Annotated in this window: 23 protein-coding genes; 9 read left to right on the top strand and 14 right to left on the bottom strand. The window is 69.0% G+C overall.

Features of this window, described 5'->3' with window-relative positions:
• Positions 1 to 97: 97 nt before the first annotated feature.
• Together NR792_RS36355 and NR792_RS36350 are read right to left on the bottom strand one after the other, a co-directional pair.
• On the bottom strand, positions 98 to 1243 hold the full coding sequence (locus NR792_RS36355) for a hypothetical protein (RefSeq protein ID WP_375757306.1): 1146 nt from the start codon (positions 1241 to 1243) through the stop codon (positions 98 to 100).
• A gap of 317 nt (positions 1244 to 1560) precedes the next feature.
• The gene (locus NR792_RS36350) at positions 1561 to 2541 is read right to left on the bottom strand and encodes a hypothetical protein (protein WP_375757305.1); all 981 of its coding nucleotides are present in this window, start codon (positions 2539 to 2541) and stop codon (positions 1561 to 1563) included.
• 303 nt (positions 2542 to 2844) lie between these two features.
• On the opposite strand from NR792_RS36350, the gene NR792_RS36345 reads away from it, so the two are divergent.
• Positions 2845 to 3510: a hypothetical protein gene (locus NR792_RS36345; protein WP_375757304.1), complete on the top strand. Its 666-nt coding sequence runs from the start codon at positions 2845 to 2847 to the stop codon at positions 3508 to 3510.
• 4 nt (positions 3511 to 3514) lie between these two features.
• Here NR792_RS36345 and NR792_RS36340 read toward each other — a convergent pair whose 3' ends face one another.
• From NR792_RS36340 to NR792_RS36325, 4 genes are read right to left on the bottom strand one after another with little or no spacing between them, the layout of a single operon-like run.
• Entirely contained in the window at positions 3515 to 3916 is a 402-nt protein-coding gene (locus tag NR792_RS36340) for a DUF1801 domain-containing protein (protein ID WP_375757302.1), read from the bottom strand.
• A complete protein-coding gene (locus NR792_RS36335) occupies positions 3909 to 4313 on the bottom strand; it encodes a DoxX family protein (RefSeq protein WP_375757301.1) in 405 nt (134 codons plus the stop codon). The genes NR792_RS36340 and NR792_RS36335 overlap by 8 nt, the downstream gene beginning before the upstream one ends.
• Before the next feature lie 2 nt (positions 4314 to 4315).
• The gene (locus NR792_RS36330; RefSeq protein ID WP_375757300.1) at positions 4316 to 4882 is read right to left on the bottom strand and encodes an SRPBCC family protein; all 567 of its coding nucleotides are present in this window, start codon (positions 4880 to 4882) and stop codon (positions 4316 to 4318) included.
• Complete coding sequence (locus tag NR792_RS36325; protein WP_375757299.1) at positions 4879 to 5220, bottom strand: ArsR/SmtB family transcription factor; 342 nt, start codon at positions 5218 to 5220, stop codon at positions 4879 to 4881. Before NR792_RS36325 ends, NR792_RS36330 begins: the two co-directional genes overlap by 4 nt.
• 65 nt (positions 5221 to 5285) lie before the next feature.
• Here NR792_RS36325 and NR792_RS36320 point away from each other — a divergent pair, with 65 nt between their 5' ends.
• From NR792_RS36320 to NR792_RS36300, 5 genes are all read left to right on the top strand, one after another.
• Positions 5286 to 7652 (top strand): ATP-binding cassette domain-containing protein, encoded by a 2367-nt coding sequence (locus tag NR792_RS36320; protein WP_375757298.1) that lies wholly within the window; start codon positions 5286 to 5288, stop codon positions 7650 to 7652.
• Positions 7653 to 7820: 168 nt separating this feature from the next.
• Entirely contained in the window at positions 7821 to 8354 is a 534-nt protein-coding gene (locus tag NR792_RS36315) for a hypothetical protein (protein WP_375757297.1), read from the top strand.
• A gap of 9 nt (positions 8355 to 8363) precedes the next feature.
• The gene (locus NR792_RS36310) at positions 8364 to 9380 is read left to right on the top strand and encodes a hypothetical protein (RefSeq protein ID WP_375757296.1); all 1017 of its coding nucleotides are present in this window, start codon (positions 8364 to 8366) and stop codon (positions 9378 to 9380) included.
• 1 nt (position 9381) lies between these two features.
• The gene (locus tag NR792_RS36305; protein WP_375757295.1) at positions 9382 to 10695 is read left to right on the top strand and encodes a Dyp-type peroxidase; all 1314 of its coding nucleotides are present in this window, start codon (positions 9382 to 9384) and stop codon (positions 10693 to 10695) included.
• Entirely contained in the window at positions 10692 to 12119 is a 1428-nt protein-coding gene (locus NR792_RS36300; protein ID WP_375757294.1) for a dihydrolipoyl dehydrogenase family protein, read from the top strand. Before NR792_RS36305 ends, NR792_RS36300 begins: the two co-directional genes overlap by 4 nt.
• A 188-nt stretch (positions 12120 to 12307) precedes the next feature.
• Here NR792_RS36300 and NR792_RS36295 read toward each other — a convergent pair whose 3' ends face one another.
• From NR792_RS36295 to NR792_RS36280, 4 genes are all read right to left on the bottom strand, one after another.
• Positions 12308 to 15028, bottom strand: coding sequence for a helicase-related protein (locus NR792_RS36295; RefSeq protein WP_375757293.1), 2721 nt, complete (start codon positions 15026 to 15028; stop codon positions 12308 to 12310).
• A complete protein-coding gene (locus tag NR792_RS36290; protein ID WP_375757292.1) occupies positions 15025 to 16914 on the bottom strand; it encodes a hypothetical protein in 1890 nt (629 codons plus the stop codon). Before NR792_RS36290 ends, NR792_RS36295 begins: the two co-directional genes overlap by 4 nt.
• On the bottom strand, positions 16911 to 18194 hold the full coding sequence (locus NR792_RS36285; protein WP_375757291.1) for a hypothetical protein: 1284 nt from the start codon (positions 18192 to 18194) through the stop codon (positions 16911 to 16913). Before NR792_RS36285 ends, NR792_RS36290 begins: the two co-directional genes overlap by 4 nt.
• 144 nt (positions 18195 to 18338) lie before the next feature.
• On the bottom strand, positions 18339 to 18713 hold the full coding sequence (locus NR792_RS36280; protein WP_375757290.1) for a VOC family protein: 375 nt from the start codon (positions 18711 to 18713) through the stop codon (positions 18339 to 18341).
• A 360-nt stretch (positions 18714 to 19073) separates the two neighbouring features.
• Here NR792_RS36280 and NR792_RS36275 point away from each other — a divergent pair, with 360 nt between their 5' ends.
• Positions 19074 to 19616 carry an AAA family ATPase gene (locus NR792_RS36275; protein ID WP_375757289.1) on the top strand — a complete coding sequence of 181 codons (543 nt, stop codon included), beginning with the start codon at positions 19074 to 19076 and terminating at the stop codon, positions 19614 to 19616.
• 12 nt (positions 19617 to 19628) lie between these two features.
• On the opposite strand, the gene NR792_RS36270 is transcribed toward NR792_RS36275, so the two are convergent.
• Positions 19629 to 20234 (bottom strand): glutathione S-transferase family protein, encoded by a 606-nt coding sequence (locus NR792_RS36270; RefSeq protein WP_375757288.1) that lies wholly within the window; start codon positions 20232 to 20234, stop codon positions 19629 to 19631.
• A 102-nt stretch (positions 20235 to 20336) separates the two neighbouring features.
• Between NR792_RS36270 and NR792_RS36265 the strand changes: the two genes are divergently transcribed.
• A complete protein-coding gene (locus NR792_RS36265) occupies positions 20337 to 21230 on the top strand; it encodes a LysR family transcriptional regulator (RefSeq protein ID WP_375757287.1) in 894 nt (297 codons plus the stop codon).
• Between the two features lie 36 nt (positions 21231 to 21266).
• Here the strand turns inward: NR792_RS36265 and NR792_RS36260 are convergent, their stop codons facing one another.
• From NR792_RS36260 to NR792_RS36250, 3 genes are all read right to left on the bottom strand, one after another.
• Positions 21267 to 22073 (bottom strand): LytR/AlgR family response regulator transcription factor, encoded by an 807-nt coding sequence (locus NR792_RS36260; RefSeq protein WP_375757286.1) that lies wholly within the window; start codon positions 22071 to 22073, stop codon positions 21267 to 21269.
• Positions 22070 to 23203, bottom strand: coding sequence for a sensor histidine kinase (locus NR792_RS36255; protein WP_375757285.1), 1134 nt, complete (start codon positions 23201 to 23203; stop codon positions 22070 to 22072). The genes NR792_RS36260 and NR792_RS36255 overlap by 4 nt, the downstream gene beginning before the upstream one ends.
• A gap of 95 nt (positions 23204 to 23298) precedes the next feature.
• Positions 23299 to 24297 carry a GlxA family transcriptional regulator gene (locus NR792_RS36250; RefSeq protein WP_375757284.1) on the bottom strand — a complete coding sequence of 333 codons (999 nt, stop codon included), beginning with the start codon at positions 24295 to 24297 and terminating at the stop codon, positions 23299 to 23301.
• Between the two features lie 74 nt (positions 24298 to 24371).
• Here NR792_RS36250 and NR792_RS36245 point away from each other — a divergent pair, with 74 nt between their 5' ends.
• Positions 24372 to 25199, top strand: coding sequence for a dienelactone hydrolase family protein (locus NR792_RS36245; RefSeq protein ID WP_375757283.1), 828 nt, complete (start codon positions 24372 to 24374; stop codon positions 25197 to 25199).
• Positions 25200 to 25242 lie beyond the last annotated feature (43 nt).

Below are 25242 nucleotides of genomic sequence, written 5' to 3'. Positions count from 1 at the left end.
CGGTCAGCGTTGCGCTCAGAATGACAAGCCTTCGCAGGTCATTGAAGCGCGCCCTTCGCGAGCCCGCGCGATTGCGGGGCTGCTGCACGGTGGCGTGTCAGGCCCTGTGGAAGGCCTTGGCGAAGAACTTCTCGATGTGTGACTTCTCGGGCTCGAGGGTGCCCGCGGGCGAAGCCACGCCCGATGCGGCGCCAAGAGCAGGACGCAGGCCCGACGCGATGCCCGGCTTGACGTGGTGACGCAGGTCGACCGCCACGTCGGTCTTCACGTGGGTGCCCACGCCCATGGCGGTGTTCACGTCCGCCGAGTGCTTGAGGAAGCCGTTCTCCAGGCCCACCTTGCCGCCCGCCTGGGCCGCCGCGCCCGCCACCGCGCCCGCGGTGACCGAGCCGTGCACCCGGCCCACGTGCCCGCCCGCCGTGGCGTACGCCCCCGCCGTGGCGGACGCGCCCACCTGCCCTGAGAGCATCGCCGTGGCCGTCTTCGGGTCCACGGTGGCCACGCCCTCGGCGAAGGCGGAGGCGGAGGCCTTGGCTTCGCCCTTCACGTAGCCGCCCACGTGCCGGTTGAAGTCATGGTTCGCGCTCGCCGTGACGCCCACGCCCGTCTCCGCCTTGGCCGTCAACGCAGCGGTGTACGCGTGCGAGCCCGTGTCAGCCGACACGCCGGCCTGGGCCTGCGCCTTGAAGCTGTTGGCCTCGCCGGTGAGCTGCGCGCTCGACACGCCGAAGCGGCCCGCGTGCGTCTTCTGCCATTCGTAGGAGGCGTGGGGCCCCTGCAGCTCGGCCTGGGCCGAGTAGTGGTGCAGGCCACCGCCGCTGTAGCTGGAGGTGGAGGCCTGCATCGAGCCCACGTTGCCGCTCAGCCGGCCACCGCCGAAGGTGTCCTTCTGGAAGGGACGGCCCGGCTTGTCGATGAACATGTTCTGCTTCGCGGCCGGGGGCGCCGTGAGCTTGTTGTCACCCCCGCTCACCGCCACGTCCGAGGCCTGGCCCGTGGTCCGCTCCCAAGGGCTGTAGGAAGGCGCGCCCTCGGGCCCGCCCGCGTGCTTCACCGGCTTGGGCTCCACGGCCGCCGGCGTGCTCGCGGTGGGCTTGTTGGCCGTCGCGGCGGGCGGCGTCGCGGTGGGCTTCGTGGCCGTCGTGGGCAGCGTCGACGCGCGCGCCGGCGGCTTGGGCCGGGACACCGTGGACGTCGGGAGCGTGGCGGAGCGGGAGAGGGACGAACCGATGCGACGGGCCATGGGAGGAACCTCGGAGGTGCGGCGAAGGGGACCGAACAGCGATGCCCTCCCCTACTGCATCCGACATGCCGCGCCCCCAGCGCACCGTGTGGCCAAGCCTCGCCTGTGGTTTCAAGCAGTTGGCGGGAGGGGCCTCGTGGGAGTGGTGAGCGGGCTGGTGACTGGGATCACCAGTGCCGGCGACAGCGGTCATCACGCCCCTGCCGCGGCTGAAACGGCAACGGCCCGCCCCTCTCCGCATTGAGAGGGGCAGGCCGTCCGTGAGCTTCAGCTGTGCTCGGGCTGCGTGAGTCCGTTCCGCGGGGTCACCGCCTGGCTCAGAACAGGTTGGCGATGCCCTTCACCGGCTGCGGCGCGGCCTCGGTGTTCCCCAGCGCGCCCATGTAGGCTCCGAAGAGCATGGAGGCCGGGTTGGCGCGGCCCTTGGTGACGGACCCGACGACGCCCTCCGCGACGCCCTTCAGGGTGTTGAGGTAGCCGGTCGCGGCGCCCTCGAGGACGCCCTTGAAGCCGCCCTCCGAGTTGCCGACGCCCGTCAGCACGTTGCTGACTCCCGGCAGGAACCACAGGGCCTTGCCCGCCTCGCCCGCGGCCCACTGGAAGTTGTCCTTGTTGCTCCCGTCCGCCTTGACGTGGGTGTCCTTCGTGGTCGGCAGCTGGTGCTCGCCCAGGAAGGAGTAGCCCTTCTCGGCGAAGTCCTTGAGCATGCCGGCCTCCGTGCCGTGGCGCGCGTCCCCGTCCTTGGTGATGCCCTCGATGTTGCCGTCGCCCTTGCCGTTCTGGACCTTGTTCGCGCGGTCCCCACCCGTGGAGGCCTTGGCGCTGTCGATGAACTCCAGCACCTTGGTCAGCCGGTAGACGCCGTCGGCGTTCTGCTTCGGGTCCTTCAGGTCGAGCTTGGGGTCGACGCCGGTCTGCTTGCACAGCTGCTCGAACTTGATGTCCTTCTGGCGGCCCAGCTTCTTCAGCACGGGCGAGTCGTCGACGATCTGCGCCGCCGACCGGTTGTCCCCGGCCGGCCGCTTGTCGTTGGCGCTCGGGACGCCATTGGCGGAGGCCTGGGGAGCCGCGGCCGCCGGCTGGAGCGCCGGAGCGCAGCGCGGACGCAGGTTGATGGCGGCGGGCTCGAACGAATCCACCGGGCTGAAGCCACGCATGGGCGCGCCCTGGAGGCTTCGAGCCCCCACGTCCTGGACGGGCCCCGCCGACAGCAGCTGCTTCGGGTCGACGGAAGCGGACGGAACAGCGCTCGGGCGCAGCAGGGAGGAGGAGAGAGCGGAGGGCTTGGCGAGGATCATGGGGTCACCGGGTTCGGGACATCGATGCGCTGCCTCATTGCAGCGCGGATGCCAGCCCGGTGGGCCCCGCAACCCCTGGACTTCTCAGGGATGGGGGACGCGCTTCAGGCGCCACGGTGGTGACCGCGGTCACCAGGAGGATGGCGCCAGTCACCACGCGGCCTCTGCTCAAGCCGCCGGGGGTTCGGAGATGGAGCGACAGCTGGTGAAGCGGCCTTCTCCAATGACATCCGCCAGACATCACCTCCGTGGCCCTGGCGCGGCGTACGCTGTCTCCCGCGAACCACCGCCAGGAGCGAGGACATGCACGGCAAACCCGGTGCCTTGGACACAGCCTCGTTGCAGGAGGCGCGCGCCGGCATCCAGTCCGGCGCGCTGCGTGGGGACGCGTTCCGCGAGCTCCTTCTCTCGGTACCCGCTCACGAGCGGGACGGTTGGGTCGACGCGCTGCTCGGGTTCGATGAGCCGCCGCCAGACATCGCGAACCTTCCACACGGAGCGGTGCCCTACCTGCCGAGCGGCGTGGACGAGATCCTGGCGATGGTGGACGAGGCGCCGCTCCGGCACGACAGCGCGTTCGTCGACCTCGGCTCAGGACTGGGTCGCGTGGCGATCCTCGCCCACCTGTTGTCCGGGGCGCGAGCGCAGGGGGTGGAGCTCCAGGAGCCTCTCGTCCACCGCGCGAGGGCACGCTGCGCCGAGCTTGCCCTCCCACTCGTCTCGTTCGTCCACGCCAACGCCGCCGACGTCGAGCTCGATGGGTCGGTCTTCTTCCTGTACGCCCCCTTCAACGGAGAAATGCTGGCCGCCGTGCTCCGCCGCCTCGAGGACGTCGCCCGAAGAAGGCGCATCGTCATCTGCGCGGTGGACCTCGAGCTTCACGGCGTGCCCTGGCTGCGGGAAAGGAAGACCCAGAAGGTCTCACTGACGCTCTACACCTCATACATGCACAGCGTCCCCTTTCGCTGACACGCTAGCGCTTCTTCTTCGGCGGGCCGTTCAGCGCCACCGCGGCCTTCACGAGCGCCTTGAAGGCGCGCGCGTCGACCTTCTCCCCTTCCTGGAGGTCGATGGCCCGTCGCGTGTTGCCCTCCAGGCTGGAGTTGAAGAGGCCCGAGGGGTCCGGGACGCTGGCCCCCTTCATGAAGGTGAGCTTCACGACCTTCTTGTACGACTCGCCGGTGCAGACGATGCCGTGGTGCGACCAGACCGGGGTGCCCATCCACTTCCACTCCTCGGTCATCTCCGGGTCGGCCTCCAGGATGAGCGCCCGCATGCGGGCCAGCGTCTCCCCGCGCCAGTCCCCCAGGTCGACAATCCGCTGATCAATGAGCCGGGAGGCGGCGGCTCCGGTGGCCTGCTCACTGCTACGCATGGGCGGCCTCGAGCGGACGGGCCACCGGGCGGGCCTGCAGCTGGCGCCAGAGGACATACGAGATGCCCCAGAGCACGCTCGTGCCCGCCGCGAAGCCCCACGCCTCCGGGCCAGCCCCCACGGAGAGGTGGGCGATGAGCGCGGAGGCCAGGTTGAAGGCGAAGCCCGCGTAGGCCCACTCCTTGAGCCGCGCCGGCACCGGCGCCAGCAGCGCCGCCACGCCCAGGAGCTTGGCCCAGGCGAGCTCCACCCGGAAGTAGCCGGGGAAGCCGAGGTGGGTGAACCCCTCCGCCGCCTCCGGCAGGGTCAGCTGCGCGTAGGCGGTGAAGCCAATCTGCAGACAGAACAGCGTGGTGACGGTCCAGAAGCCGATGAGGATTCCCTTGGTGCGGGGCATGTTCAGGTCCGGGGGTTGGAGGACAGGTTGGGGGCTTCCACGCCGAACTGCTTCGCGTACTCGGCGTTCAGGCGCTGCCAGCCTTCGAACTTCATGGCGTCAGGGCCGACGATGCGCCCCACCGGCTCACCGGCGAGCAGCTGCTCCAGCACGTCGAAGCTGATGTGCCAGCCCGCCGCGCCCATCGAGATGAAGCCGCGATGGATGTTGTGCCAGAGCGTGAGCCGGGTGCCGCCGCTCTCCAGCGGCTCCAGCTCCCAGCGCATGTCGTTCCCGCCCCAGCCGTACTCGAGCAGCTTCGGCGGGTCCGCCCGCTTCACCTGCGACTCGGCGACGTGCTCCTTCGGCGCGCCCACGGTGGTGAGCTTCACGGCGCCCACGGCGGCCAGGTTCCGGTTGGCGTCAAACGGCGCCCACTCGCGCAGGTGCGCGGGGTCGGTGATCGCCTCCCAGACCTTCGTGGGCGGATGGCGCAGGTCCCGGACGAGCACGAGCGTCCACTTCTCCCCTTCCTTGTGGATCCTGGCGCCCGCCGCGGGGCCGGGCGTGTACTTCGCACGGTGGCTCATCGCTTCTTTCCTTTCGTGGGTGTCTCGGGTGTCGCGTCCATCCGGTCCAGATGGCGTTCGAGCGCATCGACGTGGGCCGTCCAGAAGCGCCGGAAGGGCGTCAGCCACGCGTCGACCTCCATCAGGGGCTCGGGCCGCAGCCGGTAGACGCGCCGCTGGGCTTCGACCCGCGCCTCCACGAAGCCCGCGTCGCGCAGCACCCGCAGGTGCTTGGACACGGAGGACTGGGGCATCCTCAGCTGGCGCTCAAGCTCGCCGACGGAGCACTCCGACGCCGCCAGCAGGCTGAGGATGCTCCGGCGGTTTGGCTCCGCGATGATCGCGAACGATGATTCCATGCGGTTCATATACCCATTGCTTCATATTCCCGTCAAGGCATATACCCGTCCCCATGAAAAAGCCCATGACCTCCTCCAAGCCGCACCCCTCCGACAGCCACGACCTGATCCGCGTGCAGGGGGCCCGGGAGAACAACCTGAAGGACGTGAGCGTCGAGCTTCCCAAGCGGCGGCTGACGGTGTTCACCGGCGTCTCGGGTTCCGGCAAGTCGTCGCTGGTGTTCGGCACCATCGCGGCGGAGTCGCAGCGGCTGATCAACGAGACCTACAGCACCTTCGTGCAGGGCTTCATGCCGTCGCTGGGCCGGCCGGAGGTCGACGTCCTGGAGGGGCTGACCCCCGCGATCATCGTGGACCAGGAGCGGATGGGCGCCAACTCCCGCTCCACGGTTGGCACGGCGACGGACGCCAACGCGATGCTGCGGGTGCTCTTCAGCCGCCTGGGCAAGCCCCATATCGGCTCGTCCAACGCCTTCTCCTTCAACGTCCCGTCGGTCCGCGGGGTCGGGCAGATCTCCGTCGCGAAGGGCAACGCCCCCAAGAAGGCGGAGACGCGCGAGTTCACGATCACCGGCGGCATGTGCCCGCGCTGCGAGGGCATGGGACAGGTCAACGACATCGACCTGTCGCAGCTGTACGACGACAGCAAGTCGCTCAACGAGGGAGCGCTCACCATCCCGGGCTACACGGCGGACGGCTGGTACGTGCGCATCTTCTCGGAGTCGGGCTTCCTCGACCCGAACAAGCCGATCCGTGACTACACCCAGAAGGAGCTCCAGGACTTCCTCTACAAGGAACCGACCAAGCTGAAGATCGAGAAGATGAACCTCACCTACGAGGGCCTCATCCCGCGGATCCAGAAGTCGTTCCTGTCCAAGGACGTTGAAGCGATGCAGCCGCACATCCGCGCGTTCGTGGAGCGGGCGGTGACGTTCACCACCTGTCCGGAGTGCAAGGGCACCCGGCTCAACGAGGCCGCCCGGTCTTCCAGGATCAAGAAGATCAACATCGCCGAAGCCTGTGCGATGCAGATCAACGACCTGGCGGAGTGGGTGCGCGGGCTGGACGAGCCGTCCGTCGCGCCGCTGCTGGCGACGCTGCGGCAGACGCTCGACTCGTTCGTGGAGATTGGCCTGGGCTATCTGAGCCTCGACCGGCCGTCGGGGACGCTGTCGGGCGGCGAGGCCCAGCGCACGCAGATGATCCGCCACCTGGGGTCGGCGCTCACCGACGTGACCTACGTGTTCGACGAGCCGACGGTCGGGCTGCACCCGCACGACATCCAGCGGATGAACCGCCTGCTGCTGCGGCTGCGCGACAAGGGCAACACCGTGCTGGTCGTCGAGCACAAGCCGGAGGCGATTGAAATCGCGGACCACGTCGTCGACATCGGCCCCGGCGCGGGCACGGCCGGTGGCCAGGTGGTGTTCCAGGGCACCGTCGACGGGTTGCGGGCCAGCGGCACGCTCACCGGGAAGCACCTGGATGACCGGGCGTCCTTGAAGCCGACGGTGCGAAAGCCGACGGGCGCGCTGAAGGTGCGCGGCGCCAGCAGCCACAACCTGCGGAAGGTGGACGTCGACATCCCGCTGGGCGTGCTGGTGGTGGTGACCGGCGTGGCCGGGTCGGGAAAGAGCTCGCTCATCCACGGCTCGGTGTCCGGACGGGACGGCGTGGTGACGGTGGACCAGAGCGCCATCAAGGGCTCGCGGCGGAGCAACCCGGCGACGTACACCGACCTGCTGGAGCCGGTCCGCAAGGCGTTCGCGAAGGCCAACGGCGTGAAGCCCGCCCTGTTCAGCGCCAACTCCGAGGGCGCCTGCCCCACCTGCAACGGCGCCGGGGTCATCTACACCGACCTGGCGATGATGGCCGGCGTCACCACGGTCTGCGAGGACTGCGAGGGCCGGCGGTTCCAGGCGGCGGTGCTGGACTACCGGCTCGGCGGGCTCAACATCGCCGAGGTGCTGGACCTGCCCGTCTCGGACGCGGTCACCTTCTTCAGCAAGGGCGAGGCGAAGACGCCGGCCGCGCACGCGATCCTGCAGCGCATGATGGACGTGGGCATCGGCTACCTGCGGCTCGGACAGCCCCTCACCACGCTGTCGGGTGGCGAGCGGCAGCGGCTGAAGCTCGCGACGCACATGGCCGAGGACGGCGGTGTCTACGTGCTCGACGAGCCGACCACCGGACTGCATCTGGCCGACGTCGAGCAGCTGCTCGGGCTGCTGGACCGGCTGGTCGACTCCGGCAAGTCGGTCATCGTGATCGAGCACCATCAGGCGGTCATGGCGCACGCGGACTGGATCATCGACCTGGGGCCGGGCGCGGGCCACGACGGCGGGCGGGTGGTGTTCGAAGGCACCCCGGCCCAGCTGGTCGCGAAGCCTTCAACGCTGACCGGCAAGCACCTGGCGGCGTACGTCGGCTAGGGACTGGACAACCGCCCCCCCGCTGCCCGGCGGGGGCGCATGGCGTGCCGTCGCCCTGCATGCCGGGACGACGGGACGGCCTGTGCTCTCCCGCTCGAAGGCGATGGCTGACTTGCAGGGGCCGGTCCCCACCCCGAGCTTGAAGTGACGAGCAAAGGGAGACCGGCGATGGAGATCAAACCCCAGGCCATGGCGATACCCAGGTCGACGGATCACCTGGAGAAGGGGAAGTACGGTCCCATCTTCCCGAAGACCCCCGCCTGTTATGGCTTCACGATTGTCGCCAACGTCAAGCCGGGGCGCGCCGATACGCTGCGCGGCTACGGTCAGCGCCTGGCCGAAGCGCTCAAGGGCACCCCGGACCTGCTCGCACCGCTCAAGCTCCACTACCTCCGCTGGGTGCTCTTCGATGACGACACCCGGTTCATGTATCAGGGCATCTTCGACACCGACTTCGACAAGTACACCGAGGACGCGGTCGTGCTCTTCACGAAGTCCGGCATCAACACCGCCTTCGAGAACCTCGAGGGGTTTCCCATGGACTGGAAGACCAACGCGCCCGCGTTCGTCAAGTTCATCCGGGACCACCAGTGCAACAGCTTTCTGGAATACGGCGAGTATCCCTACTTCACGAGCGATGAGATCAAGAAGGCCCTGAAGCTCAAGGCCTCGTTCACCGAGATGCTCGAGCAGATGCAGTAGGGGCCTGTCATGAGCGAGCCAGCCGGGCGCACGTACAACCAGAACCACGCTCCGAGGAAATACTCGAAGGGCCATCGGCGGGTCAGCGTCTACACGTCCTGGAGCTACCCCGGAGAAGCCAATCGCAACCCCGCCGAGATGGACAACCGGTTCTCGACGATGATCGAGGTCCGCCGGGTGCTCTGGCCCGCCTACGAGGCCCCGCGGTGGGCGGACCCGCTGAGGTTCCAGCAGGGAATCGCGGGCTCCCTGGAGCTCTTCTTCTGGGCGTGGGTGAAGTTCCAGGAGGTCATGGAGGAGGTCACCGGGCACGCGGTCCCCATGTTCCAGCGGGTGGACCAGGCGGGCTTCCCCCTGCCGCTCGACGAGCGGGTCCTCGCGGATGCGGACACGCTGCTCGTCTTCGGGCTGGACCACGACGTCACCGAACAGGTGGCCGCCCCGGAGGAGATCGAAGCGGTCCGCGCATTCCTCGAGCGTGAAGGCACCTGTCTGGTGTTGGGCCCCCACCACGACGTCGGGCACTCGCAGGACCTGGACGAGCGCGCCGTGGAATACGCCCACCATGGCGACGCGCTGGTGCCGCGTCAGCAACGCTTTGGCGGCTATGCGCGCTCGTTGATGAAGGGGCTGGGAATCCCCGTGGAGAATCGCTGGGGTCTGCGCCCCGCCGTCGTTGAAGGAACGAACCGGAGCGCCCCTTTGACGGTGATGGCGGACCTGGATACGCGCGGCTGGCTCACCGGGGTCCAGAACTTCAACTTCCACATGCACCTGCCGCACTACGCGGTCACCCCGGAGGACTCCCGTTCGGCGCGTGTCCTGGCGAAGCAGCCCATCGACCGGACCCGGCCCCATCCGTTCACGAACGCGGGAAACACCGAGTTCAATGCGCTGGTGTGGATTCCGCCGGGCGACGGCAGGGCGGGCGACGTGCTGGTGGCGGACTCCACCATCTTCAGCACCCTGTTCGGGGCGGACGAGAGCCTCGTGCGCTTCTGGAAGAACCTCGCCACGGCCCATTGAGATGCTCGAACTGGACGACATCCAGAGCGGAGTGCTGCGGCCCCGGCCGTCTCCGTACGTCGCGGCCTACATCCTCTTGCGCATCGACGAGCGGAGCGCGGGACGGGAGCTGATGCGGCGGCTCGGCTCGGTGGTGACCACGGCCGCCCAGCCGAGCAGCCTGCCTGCCGACTGCGGGCTCGGCGTCGCGCTCACGTATCACGGGCTCGAGGCGCTGGGCGTACCACGGGACTCCCTGGACAGCTTCGCGTGGGAGTTCCGGCAGGGCATGGCCGCCCGGGCGAAGGCGCTGGGCGACGACGGTGAGAGCAGCCCCGAACACTGGGAGTCTCCGCTGGGAACGAGCGAGGTCCACGTCGTGTTGACGGCGCTCTCGCCGGATCAGGTCCGGCTCGAAGCCGCGCTGGACCGCGCGCACACGGCCCTGCGGGAGCTGGGCGGCATCAAGGCCATCTGGCGTCAGGACTGCCACGCCCTGAGCACGGGCAGGGAGCCGTTCGGGTTCAGGGACGGCATCAGCCATCCGGCCGTCGAGGGGAGCGGCATTCCCGGGAGCAATCCCCATGAGGTGCCGCTCAGGCCGGGCGAGTTCGTCCTCGGCTACCCGGATGAGACGGGCGGTGTCTCCCCGATGCCCCGGCCTGACGTCCTGGGGCGCAATGGAACGTACGTCGCCTTCCGCAAGCTCCATCAGCGGGTGGCCGCGTTCAGGCAGTACCTGAAGAACGCCGCGAGCAGTCCGGAGGACGAGGAGGTCCTGGCAGCGAAGATGATGGGCAGGTGGCGGAGCGGCGCGCCGCTGGCGCTGTGCCCCCACCACGACGTTCCCGGCCTGGGCGCTGATGCCTCGCGCAACAATGACTTCCGCTATTCAGATGACCCGACCGGATACAAGACGCCTCCCGCGTCGCACGTCCGGCGAGCGAACCCCCGCGACGCGTCTGTCGCTGGCGTGGTCAGGCTCCATCGGATGATCCGGCGCGGAACCGCCTACGGCCCGGAGCTGCCCGACGGAGTCCTCGAGGACGATGGCGTCGACCGGGGGTTGATGTTCGCCTTCATCGGCGCGCACCTCGGACGGCAGTTCGAGTTCGTGCAAGAGGAGTGGGTCAACGCCGGTGAGTTCCTGGGGCTGGGCGACGCGAAGGACCCCATCGCCGGCGCGCACGATGGAGCGGGCACCTTCTCCTTCCCGAAGCGGCCCATCCCCAGGCGTTTGCAGGGCCTTGCGCGGTTCGTGGTCACGCGCGGAGGCGAGTACTGCTTCATGCCCGGGCTGCGCGCGCTGCGGTGGCTTGCGGAGCTCCGGACATGAACGGTTCAGCGTCCCTGGACGTGGTGGTCATCGGTGCCGGACCGGCGGGACTGCTCGCGGCGCTCCGCGCTGGAAACCTGGGCGCCCGGACCGCCCTGGTCACCCGCGACGCGTTCGGCGGCATGGCGGCCCACGACGGACCGGTCCCGGTGAGGACGCTGGCGCAGGCGGCGCGGTTGCTCCGTGATGCCCGGCAGCTGGGGCGCTATGGCATCGCGGTGACGGAGCCCGTGCTGGACTACGAGCGGCTGCTCGAGCGCGTGCGCGAAGTGACCGGCGACGTTGGCACTCACGCGGCCCTGCGCGAGCAGATCGCCGAGGCGGGGGTCTCCGTGCACGAGCACGCCGGCGCCGCGCGCTTCACGGACCCGCACACCCTCGAGACCCAGCGCGGGCTTCGGTTCCGGGCGGAGAAGGTCATCCTCTGCTCCGGCGGCGTGAACCGGCGCCTCCCCATCCCGGGATTCGAGCTCACGAAGACCCACAGCGATGCGTGGAGCCTGACCTCCGTTCCGCCGACGATGGTTGTCGTGGGCGGTGGCGCCACGGGAGTCCAGGTGGCGTCGGTCTTCGCCGCGTTCGGCACACGGGTGCGGCTCTTCGAGGCGGGAGCACGCATCCTGGCGACCGAGGACGCGGACGTGTCCGCCGCGGTCGCGGAGTCCTTCCGTCAGGCCGGCATGGAGGTGCGCGAGGCCTTCGGCACGATTGAACGCTTCGAAGCGACGCCAGGGGGCGCGCGGATGGTCTTCTCCAAGGACGGCGTGCGAGACAGCGCCGAGGCCGCGCTCGTCGTCGTCGCCGTGGGCTGGATGGCCGACACCGCCGCGCTCAACCTCGCGGTCGCGGGCGTCGAGACCGACTCGCGTGGTTTCGTCCGCGTCGATGCCCAGCTGCGCACCTCCGCGCCGCACATCTTCGCCGCCGGAGACGTGACAGGGCGCCTGATGCTGGTCCCCCAGGCGTTGCAGGACGGGTTCGTCGCGGGCTCCAACGCGGCACGCTCCCCGATGATCTCCGTCACGGACGAGGTGAGTCCGATGGGCAGCTTCACCGACCCCGAGTACGCGCAAGCGGGCCTGACCGAAGCGAAGGCACGCCAGACGCACGACGTCGTCGTGGCGGTGGTGCGCTTCGACTCGACGACGCGGACCCTCATCGATGGTCGAACGACCGGGTTCTGCAAGCTCATCGTCGACCGCGCCACGCGGAAGCTCCTCGGCTGTCACGTGGTGGGTGAGCGGGCGGTCGACCTGGTCCAGACCGCGGCGATCGCCATCGCGGCGGGGATGCGAGTGGAGGAACTGGCGCGAATTCCCCTCTCGTTCCCCACCTATACCGGCGTCCTGGGTCGTGCGGCGGCCATCGCCGCCCGCCAGCTCCAGATCGACGTGGACCGGGCCCGCCTCGCGGAGCTGCTTTGACTCAGCGTGGCCGGCTGCGCCTTCCACTCGCCCGTCCAACCCGGTCAACCCGGTCGCGGCGCCGTCAACTGTTGCTGACCTGAGCGTCGAGGAATCCGTGCGCCAATACAGCTTCTTCCCCAAGGAAGCGCCTTGAGGAGGAGCCCAGACGAACTCTGGCCCCGGGGGCGTCGATGAACAGCATGCCCCTACTTCACCCCTGGCGGCTGGAACGAGGGCGCCGCCGCGAGGAGTTCCTTCAATCGCTCCTCCGGCACTCTCGCCCAGGCCTCCGCGGGCAGGAGCGTGCCGAAGAGGCTGGCGTCGAAGACGTGCTGTCGCCGCATGACCCGATCCCACTGAAACGCGTCGTAGGTCCCCTCGAAGATGAGCTGACGGACCTCGACGAAGGGCAACTCCCCCCGCGCTCCGTCGTCGAGCCACTTCCTGGCCCGCATTTCCCAGAGGCTTCCCTTGCGGTCGACACGCCCGATCTGCTGCTCGAGCACGGCCGGACTCCACTCGGCGTGGAACTGCACCACGACGCGACACGACTTGTGCAAGTTGAGTCCCTCGCGCCCGACCTGGCTTTGCGCGATGAGGACCCACGGAGAGGTCCCCGACCGATTGAACGTGGCTTGGAGGAACCGGCGCGTCTGCCACCGCGTTGAGCCGTCGAGCAGACGCGCATGGAGGCTCTGGCGGCCATCGTCGTTCACCAGGAAGTCGCGGAGCGCTTGCCGCCAGCGCACCGTTTGCTCGTCGTCCAAGTCCTCATTGCCAGGTTCGCCGAGCAGGGGACGCAACTGCTCGTCTACGAACTCCGTGGCCAGCGCATCGAAGCGCTCCTGTGTCACTTCGCCTGACTCCGAAGTCGTTGCCAGGAAGTCGTCGAGGACGAATGAAACCAAGTGATCTTCGAGCGCGCCCTGCATCTCGCGATCGACCGGGGCGCCGCCAAGGAGAGTGGAATCGGTGCACCATGCGATGACCGGCTTCTTCGCGCGTTCGCGCACCTGCTTGCGAAGGCGCTTGTAGGCCTTGTGACTCTCCGCGAGAACGCGGCGTAACTCCGCGCTGGTGCCCGTGGCCAGGCGCCCCGAGAGCGACGTCGTGGCGCGGAGCCGCTCAAGCTGAAGAACCGCGATGCCGAGCAGCTCAGGGTCCGTATGGATGACGTGGGAAATCGGCTTTCCTGCGTCGGCCGCGCGCAGCGCGTGGCGCACGTTGAGCACGTCGCGCAGGAGCCGCAGGGGCCGGAGAAAGACGCCGAAGACAAGCACCTTCTCTCGCTGGCTCGTCCAGCTCTCGATCTCCTTCACGGCCGCAAGGATGCGCGGATGCTCGGAGTCGGGGTCGAACTCGACGCCAATCACGGGCGGTAATCCCTCCAACACGCGCTTGCGGCCATCACGGAGCCGCCGGTACCAGTACGCAACGCGAGCGATCTTCCCGCGCGTGTGTTCGTCGACGACGCCGGGCTCAGGCACGCGGAGCGGCTCGTTCATCTCCGACAGTTCAATGCTGAAGTGCCCCGCCGACAGCTTCGTATATGCGTCTTGCACCGTCCGGGGCCAAGCCTCGGTGTCCTTGCGCGTCAGCCTGCGAGCGCTATGGCTCATGCACTCGGCGGCGAAGAGGACATCGATCCAGGGTGAGTTCTGGCCAACTGTCTCCGTCAACCCGATCGGCACACGTGAGAGCCGGCGATGCGGGTGTGAACGTCCCTCAGAGAGCGCTGCGTTCTTGCGGAAACTTGTGACGAGAGCGTCCCCGTCACGTCGGCGCCTCGTGACGTAAGGGGCCAGTGTTCTGGTGAAGTCCCGCGCGGCCGCGACCAGTTCATCCAGGCGGCTCTCTTCGTCGGGAGCGATGGCCGCGCGGCTCACGGCGGCGTGCAGTCGCTGCACGACCTGGTTCCCATGTTCCCGCTCAAGACCACTCCGCGCGCGGCCCAGGAGGTCGTTCCACTGCGACAGATCAAGCTCCATTGGCGTTGCCGTAAGGCACAGCCGCCGTCCGGTCTCGGGCTGCTTCAAGAGCGCGTCAATCAGCCGGGCAAGCACTGTACCGGGGACCGCGCTTGGCACCGCGACCTTGAGGTCCACCTCGCCCCGGCTCTTGTGTGCCTCATCAATGACGAGCAGGTCGAATGCACCGAGCCAGAAGCCCAGCAATTCCTCGGTCAATGGCCGGCCATCACCGTCGAGCTCGAACGCGGCGAGCAGCGCGTCGTTTTTCCAGCTCGTCATGTTGAGGGGCGGCAGGCTTTCGATCCGCTTCCGGAGATCGCGCCGCCCACGAACGAGCGGGGCAACCTCGCGCGCGATGCGGGCCATCCCGGTCCAGATCGACGACGACCTTGCATCGTCGAGCTCCCGTTGAAGCTTGCCGAACCGCGTCCGGCCGTCCATGCGCTCCGCAGGTGAGGCAAGGTGCAGCTCGACGAGCGCAGGAAGAGCCACACGCCAGGGGTGGGAATTGCTGCGCACCTGCGGCGCCCGGAACCCGTGGGAGATGAGCCACCACTCGGACGCGTCGGGGCACGGACTGAAGTCCTTCCAGGAGAATGGGTTGGGCGAAACCTCCCGCAGGAACTCCGTGAAGGTCGTGAGGGATTTCGGCACCGGGCCGCTCGGGCGGAGCTTTCGCGACTCCGCGTTCCATTGGTGCATGAGGCCGTGCGGAACGACGACGGCAGCGCGCCCGCCCGCATCGAGGACGGCATGCACGACGGCGCACGCGATGCGTGTCTTTCCCGTTCCGACTTCGTCGGCCAGCACGACACCGCTTTCCGGCAGGCGCTCGGCCATCCACATCAGCGACGCGCGTTGCCCATCATCGAGGTGCTGCTCTCCTGGCGTCCTGGCCGCGTCCTCCACGACGAGCTTCCGCAGCGCGCTGGCGGCCCGGGACCACGAAAAACTCATCGCAGCCCCAACGCGTGCGCCGCGCCATCGAGCACCTCGAAGTACCGGGCCCGTTGCTTGTCGGTCAGGTGTGGAGAGCGCAACTCTGGCTCGCGCAGGTGCACGAACACGTTGATGCGGTGCGTTCGCCATGTCGCGATGAGGTCCTCCGGGAACGAGGCGCGGAACATCCGGTCGAGGTGGTCGAGCCAGTCATCGAGCATCGACTTCGGGAGTGCCGCCTGGAGCGCCGCCACCTCCTCCACGAGCTCGGCGGCGGCATGAAGGGCATAGCGCTTCGCCTGCTCCATCGTCTTCCCGGTGCGCGCCCCCTGGGCGCCGCCGCCGTCCTCCTCGGCGCCCTCGGCTCCGTCCCTGTCGTCGGTAGCCTCGGCCGGACGAATTGGAAAATCCAGGAGCGCCGCGAGTGCATCCGCATACGTGTCGAAGCGTGGAGGCTGCCAACCCACACGCCCTGCGGCATCCACGACGGGGACGACCCATTCCCGGTCTCCACCAGCGCGAACATGGAGCGCGGTTGGGTTCTCCGTGGACTCCAACAGGACGTCGTCGTCACGCCGAACGTCGAACCAGTGGCGGCCCGTCCAAGTGATGCTTGCGCTGTCCGAGGCATCCTCACGCCAGAGCAGGCGGAGCTGTCGTGACGGAGCCGGGTCGATCATCGCGGAGAGAATGGGCGGCGCCTCCAAGAGTGGCAGATCCTCAGGCTTGTCCCCTACCCGGCCCACGCTCCATTCATGCTTGTCGATGGGCCTGCCCTTATCGGGGTAGAAGAGCGAACGCTCGAGCGCCTCGCGGTCGAAACGCTCGTCGACGGCGAAGACCACGCCGGTCTCCACGTTTCCCATGGGCATCTCGCCATGCGTGAGGATGCCCCGACGCGACAGATTGCCGGAGCCAAGGTAGAGGCATCCGTTGCTCACGATCCCATCACGATGGTAGGCCGCGAACACGAACTTGGCGTGGAGGCGGCGGTTGAAGCCCAGCGCGTCCATGGGCCGGACAATCTGCCAGCCCTCCGTCTTCCCCTCCCTCGCCCATGTCGCTACCGCTCCGGACTCACCTGGCTCGACGAGCGCTATGCGTTGCACGCTGTCGGTGAAGACCCCCAGGTTCTCGAGTCTGGCGAACACGGTGGGCTTTCGCACCGTCCCTGACGGCTCCTCGTAGAAGCCCGAACCGCACAGGAGCAGGTTCTTTTTCGAGTCGAGCGCGCCGCGAAAGCCCTCTTGAATCTGCGCGTACAGAGCCCGGTCAAGGGAATGAATGAATCGAGGTTTGCAGTTCACGGGCGCCAGGGAGGCCGCGGTGGCGAGGAGCGTGTCGAGCCGCGCGGTCAGCTTGCGCGCCCGGCTCGGCAACTGCTGCTCGTCCCTGTGGAAACGGCGTGCGAGAAGCGTCTCAATGAACGCCGCCGCCGCTGCCACGTCCGCGCGGTCTTCGGCAGGTGCGGTGCCTTCGAGCGGCACGTCGACGGTCCACACCAGCTCGAGCTGTTGCCGCGCTGACGTGTACGTGAAGTTCGCGGTCATCACCGCCAGGCGGAGGTGGACGGGCACTCCCATCCGATTCCGGGCGAACGCGAGCAGCGCGACCTTCGCATGCAGGAGCGAGCCAGGGTTGGTCGCACGCGGTTGAAACTCATGAAGGCCAGGAATGCGCCCTGGTGGAAAGACCTGCAGCCGTGACGACGACGCGTGCCCATCGAGCATCAGGTGGACGAACACGTTGCCCAGCTCCGCGCGCTGTCGCGGCCGCAACCCGGTGAATCGCTGCACGGCTTCCTCAAGGAAATCCTCGGCACCGGTCATGGCGACGAGAGCCGCGCCGTAGCCGAACATGTCCTCAGGCGGCACGAAGATGTCGAGCAGAGTCTCCGCGCTCATCGGTTGCCTCGCGGGGCAACATCGCGCAGGAGGGAGTGCAGGTTCGCGATGCGGAACGTCCTGCCCGTCCGGTCGGGCTCAATGCTCTCCGCCCCCTCCTCAAGATTGCTGGATTCGTCGGTGGCGTCGATGACTCGGAAGAGCGCGCCACGAACGACGGAGCCGTCCGCGAGCCCGAGCACCTCCCCTACCCGCCCGACAAGAATGCGGATGGCCTGTGGCTCATCGGCTGCGACGATGGCGTCCGCGAAGGCCCGGCTCGTAGCCTCCTTCACATTGGCGGTGTTCGCTTTCTCCACGTAGTTCCTCGCGACCGTTCGGAGTGCCGCGATTGACCGCTTGAGCGTGGGGTCGCACGCGACCGTCGCGAGCGCAATACCTCCGCGTCCTGGCTCCACCGCCCGGGTGAGGTCCGCGACCGCGTCACGGGCACGGTCGAGCATCGCACCGAATGTGCGCGCGGCGACGACCTCATTGGCTTGCTCCCGATGACCGGCCTCTCGAAGCCGAGCCACGACACCGTCTTCAATGTCCGGCACGTCGGCCGCGCGTCCTACCGCGCGCGCGAGGCGCCGACGTTTCTCACTCTCCTGCGTCGAGGTCCCGAGGAGCCGCGAGCGGATGAGTGCCCGCTCTTCGTCGGTCGCATGTTCCGGTGAAAGCGCCTGGATCAGCGTCCTGGGCCAATCCGAGCGTTCCCGGTCCCCCATGAGCCACCCGAGCAACCAGTTGCGCAGGCTGGTCCCCCCCTTCCCGACGCGCTGCTCAAGGAAGGCTTCGACCAGCGAGCGCCCTACCGGCTCGACCGTGAGGAGGTCGAAGCGCGTGCCATGTGCGAAGCCCAGGCCGCCGTCCATCCGGATCGCGCGCGTTGCGGCCTGGCGGTGCGTATTACGCACATAGTGGGTTGCCTGGCGCAGCCGGTGGAACGACCTCACCTCCTGCTCGGTGTCACGACCGAACGCACGCCGGCCGAGGATGCGCTGTGACAGGTCCTCCGGGTCGGCGAAGTACTCCAGTTTGCACGCGAGCGCTTCGATGCCGTGGCAGATGGCTGTCGGCTTCGGCACATTCGAACCCTGTCTCGCCAGCTCCTCGTGAAGCACCAGCGCGGCCAGAGGCCACGAGAGCTGCCGGGCGAACCAGATGCGACCGATCTCCGGGACCACGAGCTCGCGGAAGAACAGGTCGGCGGCGCGCAGGTCGAAGTCGAGCGAGATTCGCGAGGAGGAGACTTCGCTCGGCGCGGGAGAGAACCAGTATGTCGCAGCGTCGCTCATGGGCACGGCCCCGCACGCCAGCGAGCGCGAGGCATGACTCCATCTCGACGGATGGGCGCTGAGAAATCAACCGCCGCCCTCCGTGAGCCCGGGGCGTCGCGGACCCGGGTTCGCCGCTCGTAGTTAAGCGGCGTTCCCTGGCCTTCAGCGCGGCCGTTCGGCCAGCACGGACGGTCGCAGCCGGTGCCCGTCGGGGTCCTCGACCACGAACGTGAACCCGAACGGCATGTCCGTGGGCTGCTGCAGCACCTTCAGCCCGAGCCCGCTCCACGCCTCGTAGGTCTGAAGCACCGCCTCCCGGCTGGTCTCGCTGAAGGCGATCTCGATGCCGCCGGGAGTGACGGGCCTGGGCTCGATGTCGCTCGCCGCCCACAGCCCGACCTTGATGCCGTTGGGCAGGACGTACAGGACGAACGTCTCCGAGTTCTCGACGGGCTCGCGGCCCAGGAGCTGGGTGTAGAGCGTGGCGCTCTCCCGAGGGCTGCGGACGGGAAGCAACAAGTAGTTCAAGGTTCGCATCGGAGGTTCCTCCGGGTTGGGGACACCCGATGCGTAGCGCTTGCCAGTGTCAGTTCCTGGCAGGGGTCGACTTCTTCTGCCGCCTTCGCCACTCCTCGACCAGGGGGGCCCGCCTGCCCGGGTAGCGGGCGTCGGAGACCTCGGCCCGTGAGCCCCGTAGGATGGCGCGTCCATGCTCGCTCCCCCGCTTCTTCGGCCCCTTGTTGACAGTGTGTTGCTCCTGGGCGCGGTTGGCTGCACCGGCACTGTCGGTGGGGCGGATGGCGGCGGAGGCGTCGCGGACGCGGGGGGCGTCTCCTGCGGGGAGAAGCCCGCGCGCCCTGCCCCGCTGACGGCGCTCGCCGCGACGAGGACCTGGTAATGCGCATCGCAGTCAGCGGCACGCATCGCGCGGGAAAGTCCACCCTCATCGACGAGCTGTCCGGCCATCTCCCGACCTACGTGACGGTGGATGAGCCGTACCACCAGCTGGAGGAAGAGGGGTACGAGTTCGCTGCGCCCCCGTCGGTCGACGATTTCGAAGAGCAGCTCGCCCGGTCCATCGCCGACCTCGACGAGGCCCCGCGCGACGTGTTGTTCGACCGCTGTCCGGTGGACTTCATCGGATACCTGTTGGCCCACGAGGACCATGACGCGTTCGACCTCGACGCATGGCTCCCGCGCGTACGCACCGCCCTCGGAAAGCTCGACCTGATCGTGCTGGTCGGGATCGAGCAGCCGGATCGGATCTCGCTCTCCTCCTCGGAGGACGAGGAGCTGCGCCTGTCGGTTGACGAGAAGCTGAAGGAACTCCTCCTCGGTGATGCCTACGCCCTCGGCGTGGCGGTGCTGGAGGTCGAAGGTTCTTCGAGGGCGCGTGCGAAGCAGGTTCTCGAGCAGCTTGGGAGAGGCTCGGTTCCGTAGCGCTCCCGCGCCTCACCCAGCCACGGCCCTGCGCACCGCCGGACGCAGGCTGTGGCGCCGCACGTACGCCACCAGCTCCGGATGCCCGCCGAGCAGCATCAGCGTGTTGGCGAGGTGGAGGATGGACGCCATCACCACGTCGGCGGCGGTGAACGTCTCGCCCACGAGGAACTCCCGGCCGCCGAGCCCCTTCTGGATGACGTCGAGCACGGCCGTGAGCCGCGACCTGTGCCTCTCGACCGACTCGTCCGAGGGCGCGCGCTCCGCTGGCGTCTGCATGTCCCGGTAGAACGTCATCACCACGGGATCGAGGGTCAGCTCCGCGAAGGCCATCCAGCCGTAATAGGCACCGCGCTCCGCGGACCCTACTGGCGGCGCCAGGTGCTTCTCCGGGAACCGGTCGGCCAGATGGAGACAGATGGCCAGGGACTCCAGCAGCGTGACGTCCCCATCCACCAGGGCGGGGAGCTCTCCCAGCGGATGCACCGCCAGGTACTCAGGGGTGGTGTTCTCCTGCCGGGCGAGGTCGAGCCTGATCAGCTCGTAGGGCACGCCAAGTTCCTCCAACAGCCAGCGTGGACGGACCGCTCGGGTCCTGGGGGCGAAGTAGAGCTTCATGGGTGGCACTCCTGGGGTGCGTGAGGCTCCAAGATGCGGCTTCGAAGGTGCCCGGACAATGTGGCCTCCTTCGAACTCATTGTCAGGCTAGGCTTGACGGTCATGATCCCTCCCGCCGACATGGTCCTCTTCGCGACGGTCGTCCGAGAGGAGAGCTTCACCCGGGCGGCACTCAAGCTCGGCATCACCAAGCAGACGGTCAGCGAGCGCATCCGCCAGCTGGAAGAGCGCTTGGGAGTACGGCTCCTGGAACGGACCACGCGGCGCCTGCGGGTCACCGGAGCCGGGGTGATGTACTCCGAGCGCTGTGCCGCCATCGCCGCGCTCATCGACGAAGCGAACAGCGAGGTGCAGCAGGGACAAGCGGATCCCACCGGCCTGCTGCGGGTCTCCGCGCCGGTGCTCTACGGCCGCCGGTACCTCACCCCGGTGATTTCGAAGTACCTCGCCCGCTACCCCCAGGCGCGGGTGGAGCTGGTGCTGGCGGACCGCCGGCCCCACCTCATCGAGGAGGGATTCGACGTCGCCATCCACATCGGCCCGCTCAATGACTCGTCGCTCGTGGCGCGAAAGCTGGGAGAGGGCGCGGTCCGCTTCGTGGCAAGCCCGCGCTTCCTGTCGAAGCACGGGACACCGGACGCCAGGGAGCTCCGCTCCGCGCGCTGCATTGGCTTCAGTGCGTTCGAGACGTGGGAGGCAGAGGGGGTGAAAGCCCGGATCGATCCGGTCCTGATGGTGAATGACAGCGAGCTCGCGTGCGAGGCGGCCATCGCCGGGGTCGGCATCGCGCGCGTGCCGGACATCGTCTGCCAGGAGGCCGTCCGCGACGGCCGGCTGAAGGTCCTCTTCGGGCCCAAGCCCGCTGCGATGCGGCCCATCCACGTCGTCTACCCCAGCCGGCTGAACCTTCCGAACAAGGTCCGGCTCTTCGTGGATGCCCTGGCCACGCTGGCGGAGCCGCCCCCGCCGAAGCCTCGCGGCCGGAAGCGGAAGTGAGCCTCACCTGGGGCTCGGCGACGGGGGCTCGCGGCTTCAGCGCAGGTGCTGGAACTTCTCGCGGTGGCTGCGGGCGACGCGCAGCTCCGCGCCTGAGGTGAGCACCACGACGAGATCCCTTCGGCCTTCGCTGCGCAGTTCACGAATGCGGCGTGAGTTGACGATGGCCGAGCGGTGGATGCGCATGAAGCGCTCCGGCTCCAGGCGAGCCTCCAGGCTCTGCATCGTCTCGCGGTGGAGGTACGCCTTCCCGCCCGCGTGGATCTGCACGTAGTAGTCGGCGGCCTCGATGTATTCGATTTCGTCCACGTCCAGGAACACCACGCGGCCCGCGTCGCGGATGGCCAGCCTGCGCACCCACGGGTCGGGCGCCGCGGGCGTGGGGGCCGGAGCGGGCGTGCCGTCGCGCTCGCCGTAGGTGGACAACACGGACATCAATCGCTGGCCCAGGTCGGACATCCGCGCCAGGCGGATCTGCGCCTTGGCCCGGCCGATGGCGTCGTGGAAGCGGTCGTCGCGGAAGGGCTTGAGGAGGTAGTCGAGCGCGTGGATGTCGAAGGCACGCAGCGCGTACTGGTCATACGCGGTGACAAAGATGACGGCGGGTACCTCCGCGGGGCTCAGCCGGGCGAGCACCTCGAAGCCGTTGAGCTCCGGCATCTGCACGTCCAGCAGGACCAGGTCCGGCCGCTGCTCGCGGATGAGGCGCACGGCCTCCGGGCCGTTGCCGGCCTCGCCCACCACGCGGACCTCGGAGTCCGTGGCCAGGAGCAGGCGCAGACCCTCGCGGGCCAGGGGCTCGTCATCCACGACGAGCGTGCGGATGGCGGCGGCCGCGTTCATGCCCCGCGCGCCTCCGACGGAGCGGCGGCCAGGAAGGGCAGCTCCAGCCGGGCGCGCACACCGCCCTCCGCGCGGTTCTCCAGCGTGAAGACGTGGCTGTCGCCGTAGAGCTGATGCAGGCGGGCGCGCACGTTGGCCACGCCGATGCGGCCGTCCTGGCGGTCCCAGCCGGGCGCGAGCCCGGGGCCATCATCGAGCACCTCCAGCACCAGCCGCGCCCCCTCGCGCGAGGCGCGCAGCTCCACGCGTCCCGCGCCGGAGCGGGTGGCGAGGCCATGCTTGATGGCGTTCTCCACCAGGGGCTGGAGGATGAGGCTGGGCACGAGCGCGCCCAGCGTGGCGGGGTCGATGGCGCGGACCACCTGGAGCCGGTCCTGGAAGCGGGTCTGCTCGATGTCGAGGTAGCGCTCCAGGAAGTCCACGTCCTCGTGGAAGGGCACGTGCTGGCGGCCCGTGGTGTGGAGGGCCATGCGCAAGAGCTCGCTGACGCCGGCGAGCATGCGGATGGCGCCAGCGGTGTCCTGCTTGCGCACGAGGACGGAGATGGCGTTGAGCGTGTTGAAGAGGAAGTGCGGGTGGAGCTGGGCGCGCAGGGCGTCGAGCTGTGCGTGCGCCAGGCGCGTCTCCAGCTGGGACTGGACCAGCTCTCCCTCACGGTAGCGCCGGTGGTAGTCGACGGCGTAGCCGATGGCGAGGATGCCGCCGTAGATGAGCAGGGACAGGACGCTGTACTTGGCCATCATCAGGGGCAGCATCCGCGCCCAGGAGCCCTGGAGGAGCCACGTCTCTCCCGCGGCCCGGGCGGCGAAGAAGATGATGGTCACGTAGGGGACCATGACCGCGACGAGGCCAGCCAGCAGGACCGCGAGGCTCCGGGGCCAGACGCCGCGCTCCAGGCGGAAGCGCCCTCCGAGCGCGAGGATGAACGGCGTGGCGAGCGCCCAGTACTGCCATTGCGGCACCTGCACCAGCAGCGCTCGGCTCAGCGGATAGCCCGGCTCCCTGGCCTGGGCATAGAACCAGGTGTGGAGCGAGGTGACGAGGCCCGGCACGGCGAAGACAAGCATCAGCACCGGCAGGCGGCGCAGCAGCGGGATCAGCGCGGACGCAGGAGGAGGACGGGATTCCACGGCCCGTGGAGTCTACGCCCGAACCAGAGCCGCCTCCGAACGGGAGCAGCCAACGGGCTCCGGGGTGCAGCGAACGGGCCTGCGCGCCATCGCGCTCATCGCTTCCGGGTGGCCCTGGAGCTCCGTCCTCGTGGCGTCTCGCCGGCGTACCGCTTGTATACGCGGCGGAACGCGGCCGCATCGGCGTAGCCCACCCGGGCGGAGACCTCGTCGACCGAGTCCCGGGTCGTCTCCAGGAGGTGGGAGGCGTGAGCCACGCGGACCCGCTGCACGAACTCGAGCGGCGTCATGCCCAGGCCGGCCTGGACCCGCCGCGCGAGCGTCCGCGTGGAGGTGGCGGCGGCGCGGGCGAGCTCGTCCAACGACAACTGCCGGCCGAGGTTCGCCGCGACGAAGCGCTCGACCGCGCGCAGCGCCGGATCCGCGACGCGCAGATGCTCCATCACCATGTACCTGGACTGGGAGACGCGCTCGTCGAGCACGAGGTAGCGAGCCACCAGGTGCGCGAGCGACGGGCTCGCGACGCGAGCGATGATGGCCAGCATCAGGTCCGCGTGCGCGAAGGCCGAGCCCGCGGTGAGGACGCCTTCGCTCTCGACGACCATCCGGTCCGCGCGGACGGTGACCTCCGGGAAGCGACGCGCGAACGCTGGCACGAGCCACCAGGTCGTCGTCGCGCTCCGTCCCGCGAGGAGCCCCGCCGCGGCGAGGACGAAGGTCGCCGAGCAGGATGCCGCGACCCTCGCCCCCTTCGCCGCCGCGCGCGCAAGCAACTCGATGCCGCGCGCGGTGTCGGCGCGGGAGAGCAGGTGCTCGATGGCGCGCTCGCTGGCCGCGGAGAGCCCGGGCACCAGCAGCACGTCTCCCGCCTTGATGCTCCGGAGGCTGAGCGCTCCGTCCACGGAGATGGAGCGTCCCGTCCCTGAGCGGACCGGACGGCCGTCGAGCGACACCACGCGCTGACGCAGCGGCTTCTCTCGCCCGGGCCCCGGGCAGAGGCCTGCCTCCACGAGTCGCGTGGCCGTGGCGACCACGTCCAGTCCGACGCCCAGCGGGCCTTCGGCCACTCCATCCAGGACGACATGGGTGATCACGATGGCAAGACTAGACCGAAGCTTGTCAATGTCGCCACTGGCCCCGGGCAACGGACTTTCCGCATCCTCCCGGCATGCGAGCTTCCGCCCCTGAGTCCACCGCCGACGACCCGCTCGACGACTTCGAGCGACGGTCCATCACCCTCGATGCAGTCATGCGTCCGGTCTACGTCGCCGGTCGCGGGCCCGCGGTCATCGTCATGGCCGAGATGCCGGGCATCAGCCCTCACGTCGCGCGCTTCGCCCGGTGGGTGCGAGACGCGGGCTTCACGGTCTACATGCCGTCGCTGTTCGGGAAGGACGGGGCCTACCCTCAAGCGGAGGCAGGGCTCGCGGTGATGAAGCGCGCGTGCGTGAGCGCGGAGTTCCGCGCGTTCGCGGCGAACGAATCCAGCCCCGTGACACAGTGGCTGCGTGCGCTCGCGCGCCTCGCGCACCAGGAATGCGGAGGCCCCGGCGTCGGCGCCATCGGGATGTGTTTCACCGGCAACTTCGCGCTCAGCATGATGCTCGAGCCCGCGGTGCTGGCGCCCGTCCTCTGCCAGCCCTCGCTCCCGCTCGAAGCCCCGGGCGCGCTTCAGATCGCCCCGGGTGAAGCCGCGACCGTGAAGCAGCGGATCGAGCGCGAGGACCTGACGGTGCTCGCGTACCGCTTCGAGGGGGACCGCTACTGCACGGCCCAGCGCTTCGCGGCCTACGCCGAAGCGCTGGGGCCGCGCTTCCTCCCGAAGGTGCTGCCCGCTTCGGCCGCGAACCCCCGGCCTCCACCGTTCTTCGAGCGGGTCGTCGGCGGTGCGCACAGCGTCGTGACGGCGCACCTGATTGACGCGGCCGGAGAGCCGACCCTCGCGGCTCGCGACGAGATATTGGCCTTCTTCGCGCGGAGGCTTCATCCGGCTTGAGCGCCGGCGGCCTCACCTCGGCCCGGGCCGGGATACATTGCAG

The sequence above is a fragment of the Corallococcus exercitus genome (genome assembly GCF_042231735.1).
Lineage (GTDB): Bacteria > Myxococcota > Myxococcia > Myxococcales > Myxococcaceae > Corallococcus > Corallococcus exercitus_B.
This window is presented reverse-complemented; position numbering and strand designations above follow the sequence as displayed.